Raw genomic sequence first — 20754 nt, forward strand, 5'->3', positions numbered from 1 at the left:
TAGTTTTTTGGGATGAAGTGGATTTTTGTTGTTGAAATTTGGCTTCAATATCGGACAATAAATCAGGTTGAGAGTTAGTTTTTTGGGATGAAGTGGATTTTTGTTGTTGAAATTTGGCTTCAATATCGGACAATAAATCAGGTTGAGAGTTAGTTTTTTGAGATGAAGTGGATTTTTGTTGTTGAAATTTGGCTTCAATATCTGATAATAAATCATAATTTTTTTCTTGAGGCCTCTGGGATTGTTTAGAAATTTGTACCTCAGATAAAAAAGAATCTATACTATTATTTTCTTTATTATTCATTAGCCGATGATAACCATTAATAGCATTTTTAACAGTATTTTTTTGTTGCTTTTTATTTTGATATTCATTTTCAATTTGAGCAAAAAAGTTATCTATATTACCCATAGCTAAAGTTAGGTATATAAAAAATTAATTATAACATTATTTTATAAAATTAGGGCAGAAAAGTTATTAACAAACTACGGAATAAAATTCCTATATTCTACCCCAAGAATAAACTAAGCAGCTATATTTAACATTGACTCTAGGGGTTGCCAACGAAAATATCTTTCTCCGCCTAATTCCAAAACTATTTTAATTTTTGGCTGTTGTTTTGTTAAACTAATTAAATACTGTTTTTCTTGGTTAGAAAGAACAAAACCTTCAATAATCCATAACACTAAACCTTTAGAAGAAGAAGGTAAATTTTCTAGTTGAGAAATAGCGATTGGTAGTACAAAATAAGTAGGGCCAACTGCACCTTCTTGACCAATATTTTTCTTACCTAAATGAGCTGGGCGTACACCATGAGTTTCCATTAAATACGAGCTTAAATCACCCAATCCCCTAGCAGAAAAATTGATAGTATTATAACCTGAAGTTCTCAATCTTCTTTGATAACGTCCTTCAAAACCACCCTCAAGAGGTGCATATACCGCTAAAATGCCTGATTTTTCTAAATCTCGGATAAAACTTTTTCCTGTGGTTAATAATGGCATAATTTTTTGTGGTTACTAATTATATTTATTTTAATTTTCTTGATTATAATAGGGCAAGTGTTTATTTGATCTAATTATAATGACTTGATCAATTAAAATACTTTAATAATTAGTAAAAATTTCTATAATGAGATAAGTTAATTAAGTTGTGTGTGATTAGGGGTAAAAATAATGAATGAATTAAGGGCTGTGTTAGAATTAGCCACTGAGGAAGAATTGCAACAAGTTACTCAAATTCTTTTTTGTCGAAAATTTAATCCTATTGATTACTTACAGACACCAGAGCCTTTAGATGTCCAAAGTTTGGATTGGCAAGGATGGTTAGATAGCATTGAAAAGCGATTTCGTTTTTTAGCGGCCGATGGTGTAACTGTATTGCGTCGTCAAACAGAAAAAGTTTCTTATCGAGATATTTTGATTCAAGTATGCCGTTATCTCAAAATTCCCTATTCTCAACAAATGACGACTATCGAGATTGAAAGTGAAATTTTCTTAAATTTATTACAAAAAGCATGGCATAAATTACCCCCTGTAGAACAAAAATCCCTTAAACATAAGGTAATTAACTCTTTAGCTGATCATAGCAACCCTGAACCTTTACCTGTTAGTTTACAACATGATCCTATTAAAATTTTACTACAAGGAAGCACTGTTGTCGCTGTCAGTTCTATTTTAAAACCTTGGTTATTACAAAAAATTGCCCAACAATTTGCATTGCACTTCGCTACCTATCAAGTTGCTAAAACCACTCTTATCAAAGGTGGCATCGCTACAGCTACCGAATTACAAAGTCATCTTGCTTTACAAATGGCTAAACGGGGTATGATAATGAGTACTGCTAGATATACGGCTGTAAGAAGCTTTTTTACTTTTTTAGGTCCTGTATTATGGGGATGTTTCCTCGCTGATTTAGGTTGGAGGGCGATCGCCACTAATTATAGTAGAATTATACCAGTAATTTTTACTTTAGCTCAAATCCGCTTAACCCGTGGTGACGATTGGCAGTTATCACCTTGTTAAAATTACTTTAATATCGAACCAGCCCCGCCGTTTTCTGACAAGGAGAGGAAAAGTTCGGTGACTGCTACTCCTAGTTTCAGACACAAGAAAAATGATGAAGATGAGACAATTAGAATTTAGAATTTAGCCATTGCCTATTGCCCATTGCCTATTGCCTAACTTATTGCCGAAGTTTATTAATCATTGTTGAGGGTTAACTGTAATCTAGCATAGTCTAAGGCGATCGCAATAGCCGGAGAATACATATTCATAAAATCTGCCATATCTTTAGTAAAATGATTAAATTGAGGATGAGTTAAAGTGAGAATACCCAATAAGAGACTACCACGCAAAAAAGGAACACACAAAGCCGAACCAACTTGATAAGGTTGATTAGAAAAATTTAACCAACGATTATCTTCATCGGTATTTGTAATGATAGCTATACGACGATAACGGGCAACCCAACCACCTAAACCTTTATCTAAAACTTCTCCAATTAAAAAATCTTTTTCTTCTCGCATAGTCGGACCACGAGCTAAAATACTTTCAGTAATAACTCCTTTACCATTTAACATAAATAAACTGGCATCTTCTGCCTTAGTTAATTCTCTAGTTACTTCGGTGATTTCAAGTAAAATAGAGCGTAACATCAGTTTACCTGTTGAAACATTGCTCATCATTAAAATAGAGCGAAATAATTTTTCTTGGGCTTCCATGGCTAATTTATATTTACTTAAATCAGCAATGTTATTTTTTAAGGAAGCAATCTCTAATTCTAAGGCTTGTAAAGATTGTGGAGTAGGAAGATTCATAAATAAATTATCAATATATTCAAAATATTTTAAACTAGGCTATTTATTGTTTTAGCTCATTTTTTCATATATCAAATAAATTAAATTGTCTGATTCCTAGCAAAAAGTACAATTACGAAAGTCGTTTTGTTAATTCTTAATTCCTTATTCTTAATTTCTCATTCTTAATTTCTCATTCTTAATTCCTCATTCCTCATTCCCTAGGGAATTAAATTAGGCTTCGCTTTCTACTTGTAAAAATAATAATCCAAAGACGATGGCAGGAAAAACTAAACCAACAGCGGGGACAAAAATACTAGGCAAAAAAGAAGCTGCAAATGTTGCAATCATGATTGATATGTTCCTATACTAAAAAATAAAATTAACCTAAATGGATATTACAGCGAACTTTGACGAAAAAGGATCAAATATAAAGATTCTTAACAAAAAAATCTTCAATTACTCAGATCGAGTTAAAGTAACCTACTATTAGTCAATTATTTGATCAAAAATTTAAAGTCAATGAGTATTGATGTAGTTAATTCTGGTGGCGATCCACAAGTAGGAAATCTCTCTACTCCAGTAAATGGATCTGCTTTTACTAAAACCTTTATCAACGCCCTTCCTGCTTACCGTCAAGGTTTGTCGGCTAATCGTCGAGGATTAGAAATTGGTATGGCTCATGGTTATTTATTATATGGGCCTTTTGCCGTATTAGGACCTCTTCGTTTAACAGAGTATGGACCCACTGCTGGTTTATTAGCAACTATTGGTTTAGTTTCTATCCTCACCATTGCTTTATCTATCTATGGTGCAGTAGGAGTTAGTAAACCTACTGAAACTTTAACCACTCCAAACGTTCCCCTAGATTTAGCGACAAAAGAAGGTTGGAGCGAATTTGCTGGGGGATTTTTATTAGGTGCGGCAGCCGGTGCGTTTTTTGCATTCTTTTTATGTCAAACTCCCCACTTAAAACCTTTAATTGAAGTGGCTAGTGGTGTTTGGTCATCATAATCCATGACAATTAATAATTAACAATAATCAGGGTGGGCAATGCTCACCTTTTTCTATAATATTCAGTTAATTATCGCTTTAATCGTATTAACGAAATTTTGATGATCAACAATAGGTTTTGAGATGTAAGCGTCAGCACCACTTTCCTCTAATAAATTCTCTTTATCTCCTTGCATAGCATGAGCAGTTACAAGAATAACAGGAATATTTTTGGTTTTTTCATCAGCTTTTAATAATTGAGTTATTTTGATACCATCTACGGGTTTTCCTTGATAATAACTATTACCTAAAGAGACATCCATTAAAATAATATTAACGTTACCTGATTGAGCTATAGCGATAACTTCATCAACGTTTTCTGTGCCTTTTACCTCCATTCCACCCCGTTTAGTGAGAATTTTGGCAAAAACCTTCATATTAATAGGATCATCTTCTACAATTAACACTTTATTCATGAAGTATGATTTAGATAGGTTTTTTCATTATGTTTAAGGGATTCAAAAAAATCTACTATCGGATAAGGATAGTTTACTCCTAATTGTATATTAAGTTGTTTCTGTTCTGGGGCTAATAATTGCCAAGGTTGATGAATTTTCTCTCCTTTGATAGGGGCAATTTCTGGCAACCAATGACGTAAATAATTGCCGTGATAGTCATAATCTTTGGATTGTTTGATAGTATTAAAGTAACGAAAACCTCGGGCATCATTGCCAATTCCGGCGGTATAATTCCAATTTCCCCAGTTGCTACAAACATCATAATCGATTAACAAAGACTCAAACCATTCGGCGCCCATTTGCCAATAGATACCTAAATTTTTAGTTAAAAAACTAGCTACATTTTGCCTTCCTCTGTTTGACATAAAGCCGGTAGTTTTTAATTCTCTCATATTAGCATCAATTAAAGGGTAGCCTGTTTGTCCCTCGCACCATGCTTCAAATATTGACCAATTTTTTTGCCAAGGAAGGGAAATATTTTGCAACCCAGATGGATAAAAAATTTTATTACCATATTTAATCGCCGTAAAACGGAAAAAATCTCGCCATAATAATTCAAAAATTAGCCAATAAGTAGATTCATTTTTAATTCTTTCTTCTTCATATTTTTGTACTTGTTGATAGATATAACGAGGAGAACGACTCCCTATCGCTAACCAAGTAGAAAACTTAGAAGAATAATCACTGCCTAACATTCCATTACGAGTTTTTTTATAATCTTTAAGACAGTCTTTTTGCCAAAAATAATAGTTTAGTCTCTCTAGGGCTTTTGTTTCTCCTCCTTCAAATAGGAAAGCTGATTTTGGATTGAATTGATAATGGGGTAAATTTAAGTCTTGTAAAGTAGGAATTTTACCGATGTTGATGTCAGGAATTGGTGGTAATTTATTCGGAGTTTTTAAGCAAGAATAAACTTTACTTTTTTGTTCTATTTGTTTGCGAAAGTTAGTAAATAAATCAGGAATATTTGCTATGTTGCATGGTAACTCATCAGGATGATATAAAGTTGATTGCCAGACAGATTTTACTTTTATTTTTGCCTTATTGAGTTTTTTAGTTAACTCCTTTTCAACGGTAATTTCTTCGGCGGTAGCTTCTTGGGAAAAACAAACTAAATCTATTTTATATTTGATCGCAATCTCTGAAATAATTTCTTCAGGGATACCTTTTCTAATAATTAAATTACTATTTAGTTTTTGTAAAGATATTCTTAAATCTATGAGGGTTTCTAATAAAAATTTTGCTCTAAATTTACCAGTTTTAGGAAAACCAAAAGAAGTCCTTTGAAATTGTCGATCATCAAAGCAATAAATAGGTATTATTACGTCAGGATTTTGCTCAATGGCGGTAATTAAAATTTGTTGATCATGAATCCTTAAATCATTCCGAAACCAGACTAAAACTTTGGTCATTTTTTTTCTTATTTTGCTTTTATGGTATAATTTATAGCAATTATTTTAGTTCAAGTTAAAATTAAGTAAACTTAGATTATTTTTGGTAAATATTCTTAATATTTATTTTGAACAATATAACTGTTATTTTAGTGATTATTATATGTCAGAAAAACAACTAGATTTTTTTCACCAATCTGTTTTACCACAGGAAATTATCGAGTATTTGAATATTGTTAATAATGGTCATTATTTAGATGCTACTTTAGGTGGTGGTGGACACACAAATCTAATTTTATCTCATAATAATACGGTGAAAGTTACAGCCATCGATAGAGATATTCAAGCCATTAATTTTGTCCAAGAAAATTTAAAAGATTATGGTGACAGACTTGATTTTTGGCAAGGAAATTTTGCCGATTATCAACCTTTAAATATACGATTTGATGGTATTATAGCTGATCTTGGAGTCAGTTCACCCCAATTAGATCAAGGGGAAAGAGGTTTTAGTTTTCGTCATGACGGTAATTTAGATATGCGTATGGATACCAGTCAATCATTGATGGCGAAAGATATTGTTAATCGTTGGCCGGAAAAACCTCTCGCTGATTTAATCTATCTTTATGGAGAGGAAAGGTTATCTCGGCGTATTGCGAAAACTATTATTGAAAAACGCCCTTTTTCCACTACCCTTGAATTGGCTGAGGCGATCGCATCTTGTGTGCCAAATAAATATCGTCATGGAAAAATACATCCTGCAACTCGCACTTTTCAGGCGTTAAGAATCAAAGTTAATGAAGAGTTAAAATCCTTAGAAAAATTTTTACAAATAGCACCCACTTGGTTAAAACCAGAAGGAAGAATTGGGGTAATAAGTTTTCATAGTTTGGAAGATCGTATCGTTAAAAATCAATTTCGAGATAATTCTAGCCTCAAAATCATTACAAAAAAACCGATTATACCTAGTATAGAAGAACAAAGGTCAAATCCTCGATCTCGATCAGCTAAATTAAGAGTTATTCAACTGTGTGGGTTGAATATTTTTTAACCTCTACCCTCTTGATGCAAAAACCAGTGTTTCATCAATTAAATAAGTTAATCGCCTATAATGAGAATTGTAAAGAAATGTTGAGAAAAATATGAGTAACTTTGACTTAGCACAAATATCTAGTCGGTTAGAAAGTAGTAATTCTAAAGATAGATTATTAGCTTTAGCATCCTTAAAAGAAGTAGAAGCCCAAGATGCTGTGCCTTTAATTAAGAAAGTTTTGAATGATGAAATGCTACCTGTGCGTTCAATGGCAATATTTGCTTTGGGCGTAAAAAAAACAGATGAATGTATGCCGATTTTAGTAAAATTATTAGAAACAGATCCCGATTATGGGATTCGTGCAGATGCAGCAGGGGCGTTAGGTTATTTACGAGATATTCGTGCTTTTGAGGCTTTAGTAAGGGCTTTCTATGAAGATACAGAATGGTTAGTAAGATTTAGTGCGGCAGTTTCTTTGGGTAATTTAGGAGATATTCGGGCAAAACAAGTATTATTAGAGGCTTTACATAGTGATGAAACAGTTTTACAACAAGCGGCAATTTCAGCATTAGGAGAAATAAAAGCCGAAGATTCTATAGAAGAAATATTAGTTTTTGCACAATCTGATGACTGGTTAATTCGTCAAAGACTAGCGGAATCATTGGGTAATTTTAACACAGAAAAAAGCATTTCTGCCCTAAAATTTTTAGCCAAAGATGCTAACTCTCAAGTATCCCAAGCAGCTAGTTATTCTTTGGAACGAATTAATAATTAACTTAGGAATTAGCTATTAATAATGGATAAGAATATCGGCAATTATATGGTTATATATAATAATATTCTTTTTAATAATTTTGTGGGCATTGCCCACCCTACAGTTATTCTAATTATTAACGGTTTTGGGATCGAGAGCATCTCTTAAACCATCTCCTAATAAATTAAATGATAAAACTGTCAAAATAATTAAAATTGCTGGGGGGAAAATTAACCAAGGTTGTAAAACTAATACAGATGCGTTGGTTGCTAATGACAGTAAATTACCCCAACTTGGATCTGGTTGTTGAATACCTAAACCAATTAAACTTAATACTGATTCAGCGATAATAAAACTAGGAATAGATAAGGTTGCTGAAATGATAATATAAGTCGCTGTTTGCGGTAGAATATGCTTGATAATAATTTGCCAAGAGTTTGCTCCGATGGCCTTAGCAGATTGTACGAATTCTTGTTCTTTTATGGTTAAAACCTGTCCTCTAATGACTCTAGCTAAACCTGACCAACCAATTAAAGAAGTAATTAAAATAATTAATAAAAATCGTTGGGCACTGCTTAAACTAGGGGGTAAAACCGCAGCTAATGCTACTAATAAATAAATGCCCGGAATAGTCATTAAAACTTCTACTAGTCGCATTAAAATATTGTCTAAAATGCCTCCATAATAACCGGCAATTCCGCCAATTATCATACCTAATGGAAAAGAAATTACAATGCCAATTAAACCAATAAAAAGGCTAATTCTGCCACCATATAATAATCGACTTAGTTGATCTCTTCCTTGTTCATCTGTGCCTAAAAGGTTAATTTTCCCTTCTCCCACCGTGCCAAATAAATGTCTATTTAATTTAAAACCTGAAAATATTTCTATTTCTTCAAATTTAGGCGGTAAAGGTAATTTTATCTTAAAAAATTGATAAGGTTCACCTTGGACAAATAAGCGTATTGGTGATGGTTTTGTATAGTCTATTTCTAATAAGCGATCGCCTGTTTCTACATCAGTTTTCCCTTGAGTGGTAGGATAAACATGAGGACCAATAAATTGCTGTTGAGAATTACGCCAATAAATAGTAGTAGGTGGCAATAAAGAACCATTTTCTTGAGCAGAATAAGGATTATAAGGTGCAATAAAATCCGCTCCTATCACCATAAGATAAAAAAATATTAGTGTAATAGCACCTAATTTTGCCAAAGGTTTTTGATTGAGTTTACGCCACCAATTCATAGATTTAAAGATGATGATAAAAGTTGATCTTGACTATATTACTGTGTTAAGATGATCCTTTTTAGAAAAACTTTATAGTAACATGACTAAAACTCGACCTAAAAATCAATATTTTGAGTTATTATCGAGAAAGAAACTAAGAGTAAATTAATTAAACTATCTCAATTAAATTAAATTCCCTTTATCAATAAACTATTATGACAAATGCAGATAATCGTTTACGCAATGAGTTTTTAAACACTCAGGTGATAACACGAAGTACAGGAAAACGACTTGGAGTAGTAAGAGAAGTATTAGTTGATATTGATCGTCGAGAAGTAGTAGCTTTAGGATTAAGAGATAATCGTTTAGCGATGTCAGGTATTCCTAAATATATGTACCTCAACACTGTGATTCAAACAGGAGATGTTATTTTAGTCGAAAATGAGGACGTAATTGAAGATGTCGAAATAGATATTTACAGTTCTCTAATTAATTGTGAAGTGGTAACAGAAACAGGTGAACCACTGGGTAAAGTCAGAGATTTTCAATTTAACTTAGTAGATGGTCAAGTTTTTTCTTTAACCATAGCAGCTATTGGTTATCCTCAGATTCCTGAACAATTAATCAGTACTTATGAATTATCCGTTGATGAAATTGTCAGTAGTGGACCAAATAGAATTATCGTATTTGAAGGAGCGGAAGAACGGTTAACTCAGCTTACTGTAGGTATATTAGAACGATTAGGCATCGGCAGACCGATTTGGGAAAAAGAAGACGAAGAAATGTATTATGCTCCTACTACTCCCCCTGAAAATCAATTGCCAACGGGAGTACCTCTAAAACCAGTAGTACAAACTGTGCGTAATCGTCCTGTGGTAACACAAGAAAACTGGAATGAGGATGAATGGGAAGAAACAAGACCGGTAAAAGCACCTCCACTACGTCGTCAAGCACAATCGATCAGTTATGATGAATATGACGAGAATGTAGAAGAAAATAATTGGGATGAAAGTGTGGTAGAAAGAGAACCTGTACCCCGTTATCAATCCAGTAATTATGATTCTGCCAATAAACGGGATTATGACAACGATTCTTTGACAGAAAATATGTGGGATGATGATGTAGAGTCTGATTATCGTCCACAAAAAGTAAATATTCCTCAAAAACAAAGAATCCCTGAATATGAAAAGTAATTGACAATGAGGAATTAGGAATTATAAGATCTGGTGCCATAATTTCTAATTTTTCATTTCTCATTCCTCGTTCTCTTTGATGTTTTTCCAGTGTGTGTTTTACCTACTTCATATTGTCTAATATTAAAACCTAAGAAATCAAAACCTATATTTCTCTCATATTCGTATAATGTTAGAACTTACCCATTGACAAAAGTAGAAGAAAATCTCAGTAAATAGAAATGTTAAGATGGATAATTCACAATAATTCAATATAAATAAATAGCTTAAACTGCAATAATAGAATAAGAACTTCACCCGTTAGAGAATGTCAAAAGTTATTATTATTGTCAATGCGCCAGTGGATAACGGTAAAATTAGCCCAACTTCACCAGTGGCAGAAAGGATGGCTTCAGCGTTGAGCAAAAGTATTATAGAATCAGATCCATGCCATCAAATAAATATCGTTAGTGGTGCGGATTTATGGTCAAAATCACTACACATATCAGACTCCAATCAAGATACTATTTATTGTCCTTTAACCATTAAGTTACCAGATTGGTTTAATTTTCCTGCTCAACAAATTTATTTTGCCTGTCGAGATGTAGAAAAAAGAAGAAAATGGGTACAACAACATTTCGACTATAAAGTAAGTAAAGATAATTTATGGCTTGGAGATTTATGGTTGCCGATTATTTTTACTTCTGAAAAGTTAATGTATGGTGAGATTATTAGTGAAGGAATTTTACCCAATTATTATCAACAACCCTATGATTTACCTTCAGAAATTGATCTTTCTTTATATACTTTGGCAAAAGAGTTACTTAAATCTATTCAAGCTATTCCTTCTGTTTATCTTTTACAATTTCGGATTTTAGACCATAATATCATTTTCGATCGCCTTTGGCCCTTTCCTGCTACCCCTGCTATTGCCTCTATAAATGTTCAAAAACCGGATTTATTTGCTCACCATTGGCATTGTTTAATTAAGGGTTGCTGAAAAAGTATTTTGGTGAGGGAAAGGAATGGGCACTCTTGCAATAGGCAACAATACTCAATTTCTTCATTCTAAATTCTTCGAGCAATATATTATGTCAAAACCCTTGATTTTTTTACAGCCTTCTGATTAGTTGAGTAAACCCTAATGGGGAGTTGCTAAATTTAAGGAACAATTAATAATGGGTGTATCCTGTAGCAATCTATTAGCTACTTGAGTAGCAGTATCTAAATCAATTTTACTCATAAAAGTAGAATAGGTTAATAATGCTAACAAAGAACGAGGATCAATAATCCAAGGGGGGAGATATTGGGGTAACTTACACAATCCTAACTCTGTTAATTCTGCTAATGCGGGTAAGTCCATTATATCTAATTTGCCACAAAACAGTAATCTTAAACAATCAGCTCTTCCGGCGGAAAACATAGCATTAATAGCACTACTAACGGTTAATAAACCTAATAAATACACCACATCTTTTGTAAAAGGTGCGCCTCCAGTGATAACTCCGCCACGGAAAACTCTTCTGGCACTTTCAAAGGATTGATCTTCTTTTCCTCCTGTTCGTTCGAGAAAATATTGATATACTTCTATAAAGTCGGCACCATCGATAGCCATTTGAATGGCAAAAACTCGATCTGCTAATCTTTGAAAGCGATTTAGTTCCATGCTACCGCTAATAACTTCTGCAAATACAGCTAATCCTTCTTGAGTACGAGTTGTGCCAATATGTCCTTCACTTAAAATGGGTAATTTATCTTGTTTTTTACCATTAATAGAGGTTAAAACATGGATAAAACCTTCATGATTAATCAATTGGATACAATCTCGATCTGTAAATTTAGCATCTCGACGAAGACGAATTTGTTTGGAAGTAGCTAAAGCATTAGCGGAAAGTTGATCTAAAATTACAACTTCTGGGGCATCTTCTCCAAAGTGAGGTTTAATGACGTAATCGATTTTCTGGGCAATCTCTTCGGCGGAATAAATTGTGGGCGAATTAATTACAAATTGAAGCTCATTTAAGCGTTCAACATTATCTTTAATACTTTGAGCTAATTGTAAGGGTGTTTTATCATCATAACGTAAAGGTGCGGTAGGTTCACCATAAGCGAGACGACTGAAGGAAAAAAAGGTGGATTTACCGACATTAGCTAACATTCTTGCCGCTTTTTCAATAGCATCAGCTTGACACTCCAACCAAAAGTCAACCTTTGAACTTTGAGGGAATATATTTTTCCGAGCTTCTCTAATAATATCAATAACAGGATCAGGATTAAAGGGGATATAGTCAACTTCTGGCAGTTTTTGGGCTTGATTTGTAAAAAAATCTTCTTTAACTTCTGGATTCCAACTAATAGTCTTGAGAATACGAATCTGCTTATTGGCTTTTTGTAATAAAGTAGCTACAAAACAAATTCTTTCTTGTTCTTTTTCGGTGTATAAATCGCTCATGATTGTTAGTTGATAGCAAAATATTTATTATTATCTTACTGCTTCTTGTTTTTGACTGCCATGAACTGAATTAAACTATCACCTAAATTACAAAATATTAGCTAGGGGAGAAAAATTAGCTATAAGTGATCAGGTAAAGTAGTATGATAAGATTTACATTTTTTAATCTTTAATTATTCATAAATGATTTAGGATTGCTATATATCTTTAAAAGATTATGAATATGGACATATTAAAAAATAAGGTACGGTATTTGACTAACGAAGAAGGAAAAAAAACTGATGTTTTAATACCATTGGGAATGTGGGAAAATATCATTCAATTACTTAGTCAAGAAATAACCCCTGATAACGATATTAAAGCTGAATTAATCACCGAATTTAAACAAAGTTTATTAGATGCTCAAAAAGGTAAAACCTTTCCCCTAGAACAACTTTGGGAAGGTATAGAATAAAAAAATGTCATAAATTCGCTTTACTGCTTTTTTCAAACGTCAGCTAAAACAACTAGCGAAACGTTATCGACAAATCAAAAAAGATATTCAACCTATTCTTGACGAGTTACAAAAAGACAACTTTATCGGAAATCAGATTATAGGAGTTAAGCAAACAGTATTTAAAGTCAGGGCAAAAAATAGCGATATTCCCACTGGTAAAAGCGGCGGTTATCGGATAATATATCAAGTAGTTTCTAATCAAATTATATTATTATTATTCATCTATCCTAAGTCAGATCAAGTTAATATTACCGCCTCCGAAATAGAAGAAATAATTAAAAATACTGTCACTCAGTAATAGGTGGTAACTTAAATGATACTAATGCCGCAATCAAGACTAAAAAGCTAGAAATCCATAAACAGGCTTCTATTCCACCCCATTGAAAGACGATGCCGGATGTAATTGTGCCTAATAAGCGTCCTCCTGAGTTTGCCATGTAATAAAAACCAACATTTAAAGCAACGTCATCATCTTCTGTATAGGCTAACACTAAGTAAGAATGCACCGCAGAATTGAAGGCAAAAATAATACCAAAGAAAATTAATCCTAGTGTAATCACGATTTGCGGATTTAATCCTGCCATAAAGGCAATGGCGATCGCTACTGGTATGATAGTTAAAATAGAAGTCCAAATTTGGATAGTGCGTGCTTGGGGTGCTTTTCCTGCCTGATTTTGACGTAAAATTGTTGGCGAAAAAGACTGAATTATGCCGTAACCGATAACCCAACAAGCCATATAAGTGCCGACTTGAATAAAACTCCAACCTAAATTGGTGCGTAAAAAGACAGGTAAGGCAACCACAAACCAAATAGCCCTTGCACCGAATAAGAAAAATCGAGCTAAGGATAAAATATTAATAGCTTTACTCTTAGAAAATAATTGTTTAAATTTAATTTTTGCCTTAATTTTACCTAAATTTTTGGGGAGAAATCGACCGCTTAAAAAGATAATAAATAAAATTGAGGCTTGAATAAATAAAGCATTTTTAAAACCAAAAAAATCTAATAATATTGCACCAACAAAAAAACCTAATCCTTTTAAAGCATTTTTTGAACCGGTAAGAATTGCTATCCATTTAAACAGTTTTGAATCTTGCTTTTTTGGTACAACTAAACGTACTGCACTTTTAGAACTCATTTTAGTTAAATCTTTAGCTATTCCTGAAAATGCTTGGGAAGTCATGACATATAAAACTTGAAACCAAGTCGCCCATTCAAAGTTAATTACTCCTAACATAACTAGGGCAAAAATTTGTAAACAAATGCCACCATAAAGAGTTAATCTTAAACCAAATTGTGAGCCAATCCAACCGCCTAAAAAGTTAGTAATAATGCCAAAAATTTCATAAAATAAGAATAGAAAAGCGATTTCAATAGGAGAAAAACCGAGTTTATTAAAGTGTAATAAAACAAGCATTCTTAAAGCACCATCGGTAATAGTGTAACCCCAATAAGCAGAGGTTACTAAGGCATAATTGCGTAAATTTTTATCCATAATTAAGGGTTGCCTCATAGTGGTGACGTGAAGGTAGGGAAGAGGGAAGAGTTTTAATAGTTTTTATTGTTGGAATTTGAGTCTGACGACAGATATTACTTACCTAGTTTTTGACTAAACAAGGGGTTTAAACCCCCTGCTAAAACTGCGGATTTTTGAGGCAATGTATTATGTCAAAACCTTTGATTTTTATAGCCTTCTGATTAATTCAGCACATCCTAATTAAGAATTAAGAATGAGGAATAAATTACACTTGCTTAGACTTAATTTTTTATCAATTTTCTCTTTGCGTCTTTGCGCCTTTGCGAGATAAAACAGAAGCAATTAAGTTAAACGACTAATTTTGGCGACTAACTCCACAAGACGGTTAGAGTAACCCCATTCGTTGTCATACCATGCCAAAATCTTTATCTGAGTGTCATTAATAACCATAGTGGAGGGTGCGTCAACAATACTTGATCGAGGATCATCTTTGTAATCTATAGATACTAAGGGCAATTCTTCATAACCTAAAATGCCTTTTAATTCTTCTTCTGAGGCTTTTTTTAATAAACTATTAACTTCTTCAACGCTAGTTTTACGGTTAACTTCAAACACACAATCTGTTAAAGAAGCGTTTAACATCGGCACTCTTACGGCTATACCGTTTAATTTTCCTTGTAACTCTGGGTAAATCATGGCGATCGCCGTTGCCGAACCTGTGGTAGTTGGGACTAAAGATTGAATACAAGATCTCGCTCTGCGTAAATCCTGATGAGGTGCATCGACAACAATTTGCGTATTTGTGACATCGTGAATGGTAGTGATAACACCATGTTTAATGCCTAAACTTTCATGAATAACTTTCACCACAGGTGCTAAACAGTTAGTAGTACAAGAAGCGGCGGTAAGAAGATGATGTTTTTCGTGGTTATAAAGATGATCATTGACACCATATACAATATTAAGAGCTTCTTCTTTCACTGGGGCAGCAACGACAACTTTTTTCACACCCTTCTCAAAATAAGGATTTAAAGTGTCGGGAGTGCGAAATTTACCTGAAGATTCGATGACTAAATCTACTCCTAAATCTACCCAAGGCACTTGTTGCGGTGTGCTATGTTGACTAAAAGTAACGGTTTTTCCTTCGAGAATAAATTTATTATCTTCAACGGTAATCGACTTGTGCCAACGCCCATGCACAGAATCAAACTCCAATAAATGAGCCGCCGTAGCTACACCTCCTTTAATTTCATTGATGTGGACAAATTCTATATCAGGATTACTCCAACCCGCCCGAAATGCTAATCTACCAATTCTTCCAAAACCATTAATACCTACACGCATATAAATAAACTTTTTTTGATTAGTTAATATAACAATAAAAGTTGTTGAGTAAGATATAAAATAAACCTAATTATGCTCTAATCTTTTAGCAATAAAGTTTAAACAGATCAATAATTAAGATTTTTTCTTTTCTAACAACTTATTTTTAATAATGTTATTTTATCTTCAAAACAAGAAAAATTGGTTTAAGAACCGGTTAAGATGATTATTCATTGATCAGAAATTTTAAACAGTTAATGGCGATCGCCTATTATTAATAGTCATGTCGAATAAAAAAATAAAATATGGCTATCTTAAAAATCCTTTTAGTAGAAGATGATGAGTTATTTCGATTAGGACTTTCTGTAAGGTTACAACAAGAAGCGGATTTGCAAATTGTAGCTGAAGCACAAGACGGTGAAACGGCGGTTAATCTGACTAACCGTCATCCTTTAGATTTAGTTTTATTAGATGTGGGTTTGCCTCGTATGAGCGGTTTAGAAGCCTGTCAAAAAATTAGGTCAAATCATCCGAAATTACCTATTCTAGCCCTTACTTCTCGTTCTGAGCCTTCTTTGATTAATCGTTTGATCGAGGTGGGTATTCAAGGTTATTGTCTTAAAGGTATCCCCGCCGAAACTTTAATCTTAGCTATTCGCTCTATTATTGCTGGTGCTTCTTGGTGGGATTCCATCGCTACCCATGAAATTCAATCAGCTTTTAATCATTCTACTACCTCTTCATTAAATCAACTGACTCAACGAGAAAGGGAAATTTTACAACTGATGACAGAAGGTAAAACGAATCAAGATATTGCCAAAATTCTTTACATCACTCAAAGTACAGTCAGAGTTCATATTCATACTATCTTACAAAAACTCAATCTAAGCGATCGAGCTCAGGCGATTTCATGGTTAAAAAATAACCTGATTAACTGAAACTTAATAAAACTTAAAGTAAAAATTGATGTCATTGGGGCAAACAAGTAGTAATCTGTTATTTGATGGTCATTTTCAGAATAATAATTTAATTTATGGCAATTCAACGTGGTTCAAAAGTAAAAATTTTACGCAAAGAATCCTACTGGTATAGAGACGTAGGAACAGTTGCTAGTGTTGATAAAAGCGGTATCCTTTACCCTGTAATTGTCCGTTTTGATTCAGTTAACTATAACGGTTTTAGTGGTAGTGCTGGTGGTGTTAACACTAACAATTTTGCTGAACATGAATTAGAAGAAGTTTCCGCTCCTGGGAAAAAATAATCTAGTTTAATTTTATCTGATAAGGCTTAATTTATGCCTGAATTACCTGAAGTAGAAACAGTGTGTCGGGGGCTCAATAAGGCAACCTCCGAACTCACTTTTATGGGAGCAGAAGTTTTATTGCCTCGTACGTTAGCTTATCCTCCTGTGGAAACTATCTTTACAGAAGGTATCAAGTCACAAAAAATTATTTCATGGCAAAGACGGGGTAAATATTTATTAGCAAATTTGTCTTATGGTTGGCTTTGTATTCATTTACGCATGACTGGTCAATTATTATGGTTACAACAAGATTCTCCTTTACATAAGCATACTCGCATTCGTTTCTTTTTCCCTGATAATCAAGAGTTACGCTTTATTGATACGAGAACTTTTGGTAAAGTTTGGTTTCTTCCTGACAATGAATCTCCTGAAAATATTATCACTGGTTTACAAAAATTAGGATATGAGCCTTTTTCTCCTGATTTTTCTGACTCTTATCTACAATCAAGATTAAGTAAAAGTCGTCGCTCCATTAAAACTATATTACTTGATCAAAGCCTAGTTGCCGGTATCGGAAATATTTACGCAGATGAGGCTCTTTTTCAATCTAACATTCATCCTCTCACTTTTGCTTCTGATTTAACCTTTTCCCAAATTTCAGCCCTGAGATTAGGGATTATCGATGTCTTAGAAAAAGCGATCGCCTCTGGAGGCACAAGTTTTAGCGATTTTGTGCAAATAACAGGGGTAAATGGTAATTATGGCGGTATTGCCTTAGTTTATGGGCAGAAAAATCAACCTTGCCGAATTTGTGATACTTTAATTGAGAAAATCAAAATTAGTGGAAGGGCGAGTCATTTTTGCCCAAAATGTCAAAGAAAACTAGCAGACTCCTAAAAACTTTTTGATCAACTCTTTCTTAAAATATGAAGAAAGATTAACTTTTGCAACAATGTAAGTAAAAGTACCTCATTTAATTATAAAACACAGAAAAAGATGTTACCTTATAGTCAAAGCTAAAAATAACTCAACATTATTTATTATCGATTACTTTTTTACCTTAAACAGATAATTAATACCTGACTTAATCACACTACTAGATTTTCGAGGTGACTCTATATGATAACTCCTTTATTCATAACCCTCTTACTCTTAACCGCCATCATTAGTTTCTTTCTATATCAACGTACGAACCAAGAAATTCATTTAATGTTAGCTATTGTTACGACTATTGTATTCCTAGTCTGGGTATTAGCGATCGCCCACTGGTCAATACATATATTAGCATTATTAACTTTACTTTGTATTCGTATTCCTACATTATCCCCTAAAATTGTCAAAGTTTACGAAGAATAATTATTGGTTTTCTCAATCATTGATTATGTTATGGCGTTGGTTGTTTTGTTTTCTCTACATGGATATTTAATCTTAAATTAAGTTTTTTGTAATTGCTCTAAAGTAGCTAAAATTTCTTGAGAGTGAATAGCAGGGCGCACTCCTAAAAATTGAGCAACTAAAATACCATTGGGATTGATAATATAAGTATGACGCAGAGATCTTCCGCTTAACCATGAGCCATAATTTTTACTTATTTTACCTTCAGTATCAGCTAATAAGGGAAATTTTAAGCCTTCTTCATCACAAAAATCTTGATGAGAATTAACATCATCGACACTAACGCCAATTATTTCTGTATTAATGGCTTTATATTTAGGTAAATCTTGTTGAAATCTTTTTGCTTCAATAGTACATCCGGGTGTAAAATCTTGAGGATAAAAATATAAAACTACCCATTTACCTCGATAATCCCTCAAAGAAATATCACCATCTCCTGTATTCGTGGGTAATGTAAATTCTGGGGCAGGTTTATTTAAGGGAGGTTGTAGTCCTCCTAATGCTAAAACAGGAGTAAGAAAATTAAATGATATAGCAAAGATTATACTAAAAATAATTGCTATTTTTCCCAAGTATTTAAACATCTTAATAATTTATATTATTTGATTTTATAATTAATAATTGATCATTATAGAATAGGTATCTTAGATATAATTCCTTATTCGTAACAAGAAAGAAAAAGTAGGAAATATGGTACAATAAATCGTACTATTACTAATGAGTATTTATGGAAATTGTTAATGCTAGTTCAGCTAGAGCTAATTTTTTTAATTTAGTAGAGCAAGTGAATAAAGATCATATACCAAGAATTATTACCAGTAAAAAAGGTGACGCTGTTTTGTTATCTAAAGAAGATTGGGAAAGTTTACAAGAAACAATTTATTTACAATCGATACCTTATTTAGTCGAATCCATAAAACAAGCCGAGGAAGCTAATGATTGGTTATCAGAAGAAGATTTTTTGAGGGAGTTAAATAGTTAAATGGATTGGAAGATTGAATTTAGTCGAAGCGTAGTTAAAGATACAAAAAAGCTAAAATCTGCTAATTTAGAAACCAATATTAAAAATTTGATTCAAATTCTTAAGTCTAATCCTTATCAACTACCTTACGAAAAACTTTCAGGTAATCTCAAAGGCTATTATTCAAGAAGAATTAATATTAAACATCGTCTTGTCTATTCCGTTAATGATGAAACTAAAACAATTAAAGTTGTTTCTATTTGGTCACATTATGAGTAGTGCGATAAGTATTACTCCCCCAAAGTTGGGGGCAAGGAGGCAAATTCCTCATTAATTATTCAATTAACCAAGGTTTTGTTACATTTTCCCATGAAACAAGTTCGTCTTCTTTAAACCATAAAGCAATCTCTCTTTGAGCAGTTTCAATAGCATCTGAACCATGAATGAGGTTACGTCCAATACTAACACCAAAATCACCTCTAATTGTACCCGGTTCTGCGGCTAAAGGATCGGTTGCCCCAATAATTTTACGAGCGGAAGCAACGACTCCCTCACCTTGCCAAACCATTGCTACTACCGGAGAAGAAATAATAAAATCGACTAAACCAGCGAAAAAGGTTCTTTCTTTATGTACATCATAATGCTTCTCAGCTAATTCCCGAGACACGGATAATAATTTTAATCCTACAAGGGTAAAGCCTTTTTTTTCTAGGCGTTGGATAACTTCACCTACGAGGTTACGTTGTACACCATCGGGTTTTACCATTAAGAAAGTACGTTCCATATTTTTTATCTTTACAAATATTAATTTTTTGTTCCCTAAAAAAGATTAACTTAATGTGTGACTTTCTAGGATCAAATTTGTTAAAAAATTTTTCTGTCAATTTGATGATGCAATTTTATTTAAATATTCCTAATTTTCTTTTAAGATAATGGGATTGACAACTCCTCGCCGTGAACGGCTAGGATTCTTCCTTCACTGAGTGATGCCTTGTAAAAGCAGTACCTTTACTCGGTCTTACTCTCTCTCCAGAAGCGATCGCGATGTGTCCCACCGCTTTTAAAATACGCAAACCTTCATCCCTGATATTGATAGCGGCATTAATATCCCTGTCATGTATCGTTCCACAGTTCTGACATTGCCACTCTCTAATATCTAAACTTAAATTATCTATTTGATGTAAGCAGTTATTACAGGTTTTAGAGCTAGGGAAAAATCTATCTACTTCAAGGTAAATTTTACCATCCCATTCCGCCTTATATTTAAGCATAGTGCAGAATTGACCCCAACCACAATCACTAATTGACTTAGCTAGTTTGTGGTTTTTTACCATGTTTTTTACTGCTAAATTTTCTAGACAAATGACTTGATTTTCGTCAACTATTTTGCGTGATAGTTTATGTAAGAAATCTTCTCTACATCTGGTTATCTTTTCATGTACTTTAGCTACGGCTTTTCTCGCTTTCTGACGATTATTAGAGCCTTTTTGCTTTTTAGCTAACTGTTTTTGTCTCCTAGCTAATTT

At 33.2% G+C, this 20754-nt stretch carries 26 protein-coding genes and 1 pseudogene; 14 read left to right on the forward strand and 13 right to left on the reverse strand.

The window, feature by feature from the left end:
* Window positions 1-409 (reverse strand): annotated as a pseudogene (locus FWJ34_RS09475) (hypothetical protein); the annotation flags it as partial.
* A gap of 113 nt (window positions 410-522) precedes the next feature.
* On the reverse strand, window positions 523-1002 hold the full coding sequence (locus FWJ34_RS09480) for an NAD(P)H-quinone oxidoreductase subunit N (protein WP_308255074.1): 480 nt from the start codon (window positions 1000-1002) through the stop codon (window positions 523-525).
* 171 nt (window positions 1003-1173) lie between these two features.
* Here FWJ34_RS09480 and FWJ34_RS09485 point away from each other — a divergent pair, with 171 nt between their 5' ends.
* Window positions 1174-2022: a hypothetical protein gene (locus FWJ34_RS09485; protein WP_308255075.1), complete on the forward strand. Its 849-nt coding sequence runs from the start codon at window positions 1174-1176 to the stop codon at window positions 2020-2022.
* A gap of 176 nt (window positions 2023-2198) precedes the next feature.
* On the opposite strand, the gene FWJ34_RS09490 is transcribed toward FWJ34_RS09485, so the two are convergent.
* Together FWJ34_RS09490 and FWJ34_RS09495 are read right to left on the reverse strand one after the other, a co-directional pair.
* Window positions 2199-2816 (reverse strand): GAF domain-containing protein, encoded by a 618-nt coding sequence (locus FWJ34_RS09490; RefSeq protein ID WP_308255076.1) that lies wholly within the window; start codon window positions 2814-2816, stop codon window positions 2199-2201.
* Window positions 2817-3029: 213 nt separating this feature from the next.
* Window positions 3030-3146, reverse strand: coding sequence for a photosystem I reaction center subunit VIII (locus tag FWJ34_RS09495; RefSeq protein ID WP_308255077.1), 117 nt, complete (start codon window positions 3144-3146; stop codon window positions 3030-3032).
* 177 nt (window positions 3147-3323) lie between these two features.
* On the opposite strand from FWJ34_RS09495, the gene FWJ34_RS09500 reads away from it, so the two are divergent.
* Window positions 3324-3809: a photosystem I reaction center subunit XI gene (locus FWJ34_RS09500; RefSeq protein ID WP_308255097.1), complete on the forward strand. Its 486-nt coding sequence runs from the start codon at window positions 3324-3326 to the stop codon at window positions 3807-3809.
* 62 nt (window positions 3810-3871) lie between these two features.
* Here the strand turns inward: FWJ34_RS09500 and FWJ34_RS09505 are convergent, their stop codons facing one another.
* Both FWJ34_RS09505 and FWJ34_RS09510 read right to left on the reverse strand, forming a co-directional pair.
* Window positions 3872-4264 carry a response regulator gene (locus FWJ34_RS09505; RefSeq protein WP_308255078.1) on the reverse strand — a complete coding sequence of 131 codons (393 nt, stop codon included), beginning with the start codon at window positions 4262-4264 and terminating at the stop codon, window positions 3872-3874.
* Window positions 4261-5718, reverse strand: coding sequence for a DASH family cryptochrome (locus FWJ34_RS09510; protein WP_308255079.1), 1458 nt, complete (start codon window positions 5716-5718; stop codon window positions 4261-4263). Before FWJ34_RS09510 ends, FWJ34_RS09505 begins: the two co-directional genes overlap by 4 nt.
* A gap of 142 nt (window positions 5719-5860) precedes the next feature.
* Here FWJ34_RS09510 and rsmH point away from each other — a divergent pair, with 142 nt between their 5' ends.
* Both rsmH and FWJ34_RS09520 read left to right on the forward strand, forming a co-directional pair.
* Complete coding sequence (rsmH, locus tag FWJ34_RS09515) at window positions 5861-6745, forward strand: 16S rRNA (cytosine(1402)-N(4))-methyltransferase RsmH (protein ID WP_308255098.1); 885 nt, start codon at window positions 5861-5863, stop codon at window positions 6743-6745.
* Window positions 6746-6836: 91 nt separating this feature from the next.
* Entirely contained in the window at window positions 6837-7502 is a 666-nt protein-coding gene (locus FWJ34_RS09520; protein ID WP_308255080.1) for a HEAT repeat domain-containing protein, read from the forward strand.
* Between the two features lie 108 nt (window positions 7503-7610).
* On the opposite strand, the gene FWJ34_RS09525 is transcribed toward FWJ34_RS09520, so the two are convergent.
* A complete protein-coding gene (locus FWJ34_RS09525; RefSeq protein WP_308255081.1) occupies window positions 7611-8726 on the reverse strand; it encodes an ABC transporter permease in 1116 nt (371 codons plus the stop codon).
* 197 nt (window positions 8727-8923) lie between these two features.
* Here FWJ34_RS09525 and FWJ34_RS09530 point away from each other — a divergent pair, with 197 nt between their 5' ends.
* Window positions 8924-9901, forward strand: a complete 978-nt coding sequence (locus tag FWJ34_RS09530; protein WP_308255082.1) for a PRC-barrel domain-containing protein — start codon at window positions 8924-8926, stop codon at window positions 9899-9901.
* A 307-nt stretch (window positions 9902-10208) separates the two neighbouring features.
* On the forward strand, window positions 10209-10880 hold the full coding sequence (locus FWJ34_RS09535) for a hypothetical protein (protein WP_308255083.1): 672 nt from the start codon (window positions 10209-10211) through the stop codon (window positions 10878-10880).
* Window positions 10881-11021: 141 nt separating this feature from the next.
* Here the strand turns inward: FWJ34_RS09535 and FWJ34_RS09540 are convergent, their stop codons facing one another.
* Window positions 11022-12332 carry a flavohemoglobin expression-modulating QEGLA motif protein gene (locus tag FWJ34_RS09540; protein WP_308255084.1) on the reverse strand — a complete coding sequence of 437 codons (1311 nt, stop codon included), beginning with the start codon at window positions 12330-12332 and terminating at the stop codon, window positions 11022-11024.
* A 217-nt stretch (window positions 12333-12549) separates the two neighbouring features.
* Between FWJ34_RS09540 and FWJ34_RS09545 the strand changes: the two genes are divergently transcribed.
* Both FWJ34_RS09545 and FWJ34_RS09550 read left to right on the forward strand, forming a co-directional pair.
* Window positions 12550-12786 carry a hypothetical protein gene (locus FWJ34_RS09545; protein WP_308255085.1) on the forward strand — a complete coding sequence of 79 codons (237 nt, stop codon included), beginning with the start codon at window positions 12550-12552 and terminating at the stop codon, window positions 12784-12786.
* A gap of 13 nt (window positions 12787-12799) precedes the next feature.
* On the forward strand, window positions 12800-13126 hold the full coding sequence (locus FWJ34_RS09550; protein WP_308255099.1) for a type II toxin-antitoxin system RelE/ParE family toxin: 327 nt from the start codon (window positions 12800-12802) through the stop codon (window positions 13124-13126).
* Here the strand turns inward: FWJ34_RS09550 and arsJ are convergent.
* Entirely contained in the window at window positions 13116-14324 is a 1209-nt protein-coding gene (arsJ, locus tag FWJ34_RS09555) for an organoarsenical effux MFS transporter ArsJ (RefSeq protein WP_308255086.1), read from the reverse strand. The two genes, FWJ34_RS09550 and arsJ, sit on opposite strands and share 11 nt — an antisense overlap.
* A 324-nt stretch (window positions 14325-14648) precedes the next feature.
* Window positions 14649-15650 (reverse strand): ArsJ-associated glyceraldehyde-3-phosphate dehydrogenase, encoded by a 1002-nt coding sequence (locus FWJ34_RS09560; protein ID WP_308255087.1) that lies wholly within the window; start codon window positions 15648-15650, stop codon window positions 14649-14651.
* 284 nt (window positions 15651-15934) lie between these two features.
* Between FWJ34_RS09560 and FWJ34_RS09565 the strand changes: the two genes are divergently transcribed.
* The 4 genes from FWJ34_RS09565 to FWJ34_RS09580 all read left to right on the forward strand — a co-directional run bounded on the left by FWJ34_RS09565 (window position 15935) and on the right by FWJ34_RS09580 (window position 18228).
* On the forward strand, window positions 15935-16567 hold the full coding sequence (locus FWJ34_RS09565) for a response regulator transcription factor (protein ID WP_308255088.1): 633 nt from the start codon (window positions 15935-15937) through the stop codon (window positions 16565-16567).
* A gap of 95 nt (window positions 16568-16662) precedes the next feature.
* Window positions 16663-16890 carry a photosystem I reaction center subunit IV gene (locus FWJ34_RS09570; RefSeq protein ID WP_308255089.1) on the forward strand — a complete coding sequence of 76 codons (228 nt, stop codon included), beginning with the start codon at window positions 16663-16665 and terminating at the stop codon, window positions 16888-16890.
* A 33-nt stretch (window positions 16891-16923) separates the two neighbouring features.
* Entirely contained in the window at window positions 16924-17769 is an 846-nt protein-coding gene (locus FWJ34_RS09575) for a DNA-formamidopyrimidine glycosylase (RefSeq protein WP_308255090.1), read from the forward strand.
* Window positions 17770-17991: 222 nt separating this feature from the next.
* Window positions 17992-18228, forward strand: coding sequence for a hypothetical protein (locus tag FWJ34_RS09580; RefSeq protein ID WP_308255091.1), 237 nt, complete (start codon window positions 17992-17994; stop codon window positions 18226-18228).
* A 77-nt stretch (window positions 18229-18305) separates the two neighbouring features.
* Here FWJ34_RS09580 and FWJ34_RS09585 read toward each other — a convergent pair whose 3' ends face one another.
* Window positions 18306-18851: a peroxiredoxin gene (locus FWJ34_RS09585; protein ID WP_308255092.1), complete on the reverse strand. Its 546-nt coding sequence runs from the start codon at window positions 18849-18851 to the stop codon at window positions 18306-18308.
* A 143-nt stretch (window positions 18852-18994) separates the two neighbouring features.
* Here FWJ34_RS09585 and FWJ34_RS09590 point away from each other — a divergent pair, with 143 nt between their 5' ends.
* Both FWJ34_RS09590 and FWJ34_RS09595 read left to right on the forward strand, forming a co-directional pair.
* Window positions 18995-19249 carry a type II toxin-antitoxin system Phd/YefM family antitoxin gene (locus FWJ34_RS09590; RefSeq protein WP_308255093.1) on the forward strand — a complete coding sequence of 85 codons (255 nt, stop codon included), beginning with the start codon at window positions 18995-18997 and terminating at the stop codon, window positions 19247-19249.
* On the forward strand, window positions 19250-19507 hold the full coding sequence (locus FWJ34_RS09595) for a Txe/YoeB family addiction module toxin (RefSeq protein WP_308255094.1): 258 nt from the start codon (window positions 19250-19252) through the stop codon (window positions 19505-19507). It begins immediately after the preceding gene.
* 55 nt (window positions 19508-19562) lie between these two features.
* Here the strand turns inward: FWJ34_RS09595 and ndk are convergent, their stop codons facing one another.
* Window positions 19563-20012, reverse strand: a complete 450-nt coding sequence (gene ndk, locus FWJ34_RS09600) for a nucleoside-diphosphate kinase (RefSeq protein WP_308255095.1) — start codon at window positions 20010-20012, stop codon at window positions 19563-19565.
* 178 nt (window positions 20013-20190) lie between these two features.
* Window positions 20191-20754, reverse strand: a 564-nt coding sequence (locus tag FWJ34_RS09605) for an RNA-guided endonuclease TnpB family protein (protein ID WP_308255096.1), incomplete at its 5' end; no start/stop codon positions are given.

Source organism: Geminocystis sp. GBBB08 (genome assembly GCF_016743215.1).
Taxonomy (GTDB): Bacteria; Cyanobacteriota; Cyanobacteriia; order Cyanobacteriales; family Cyanobacteriaceae; genus Geminocystis.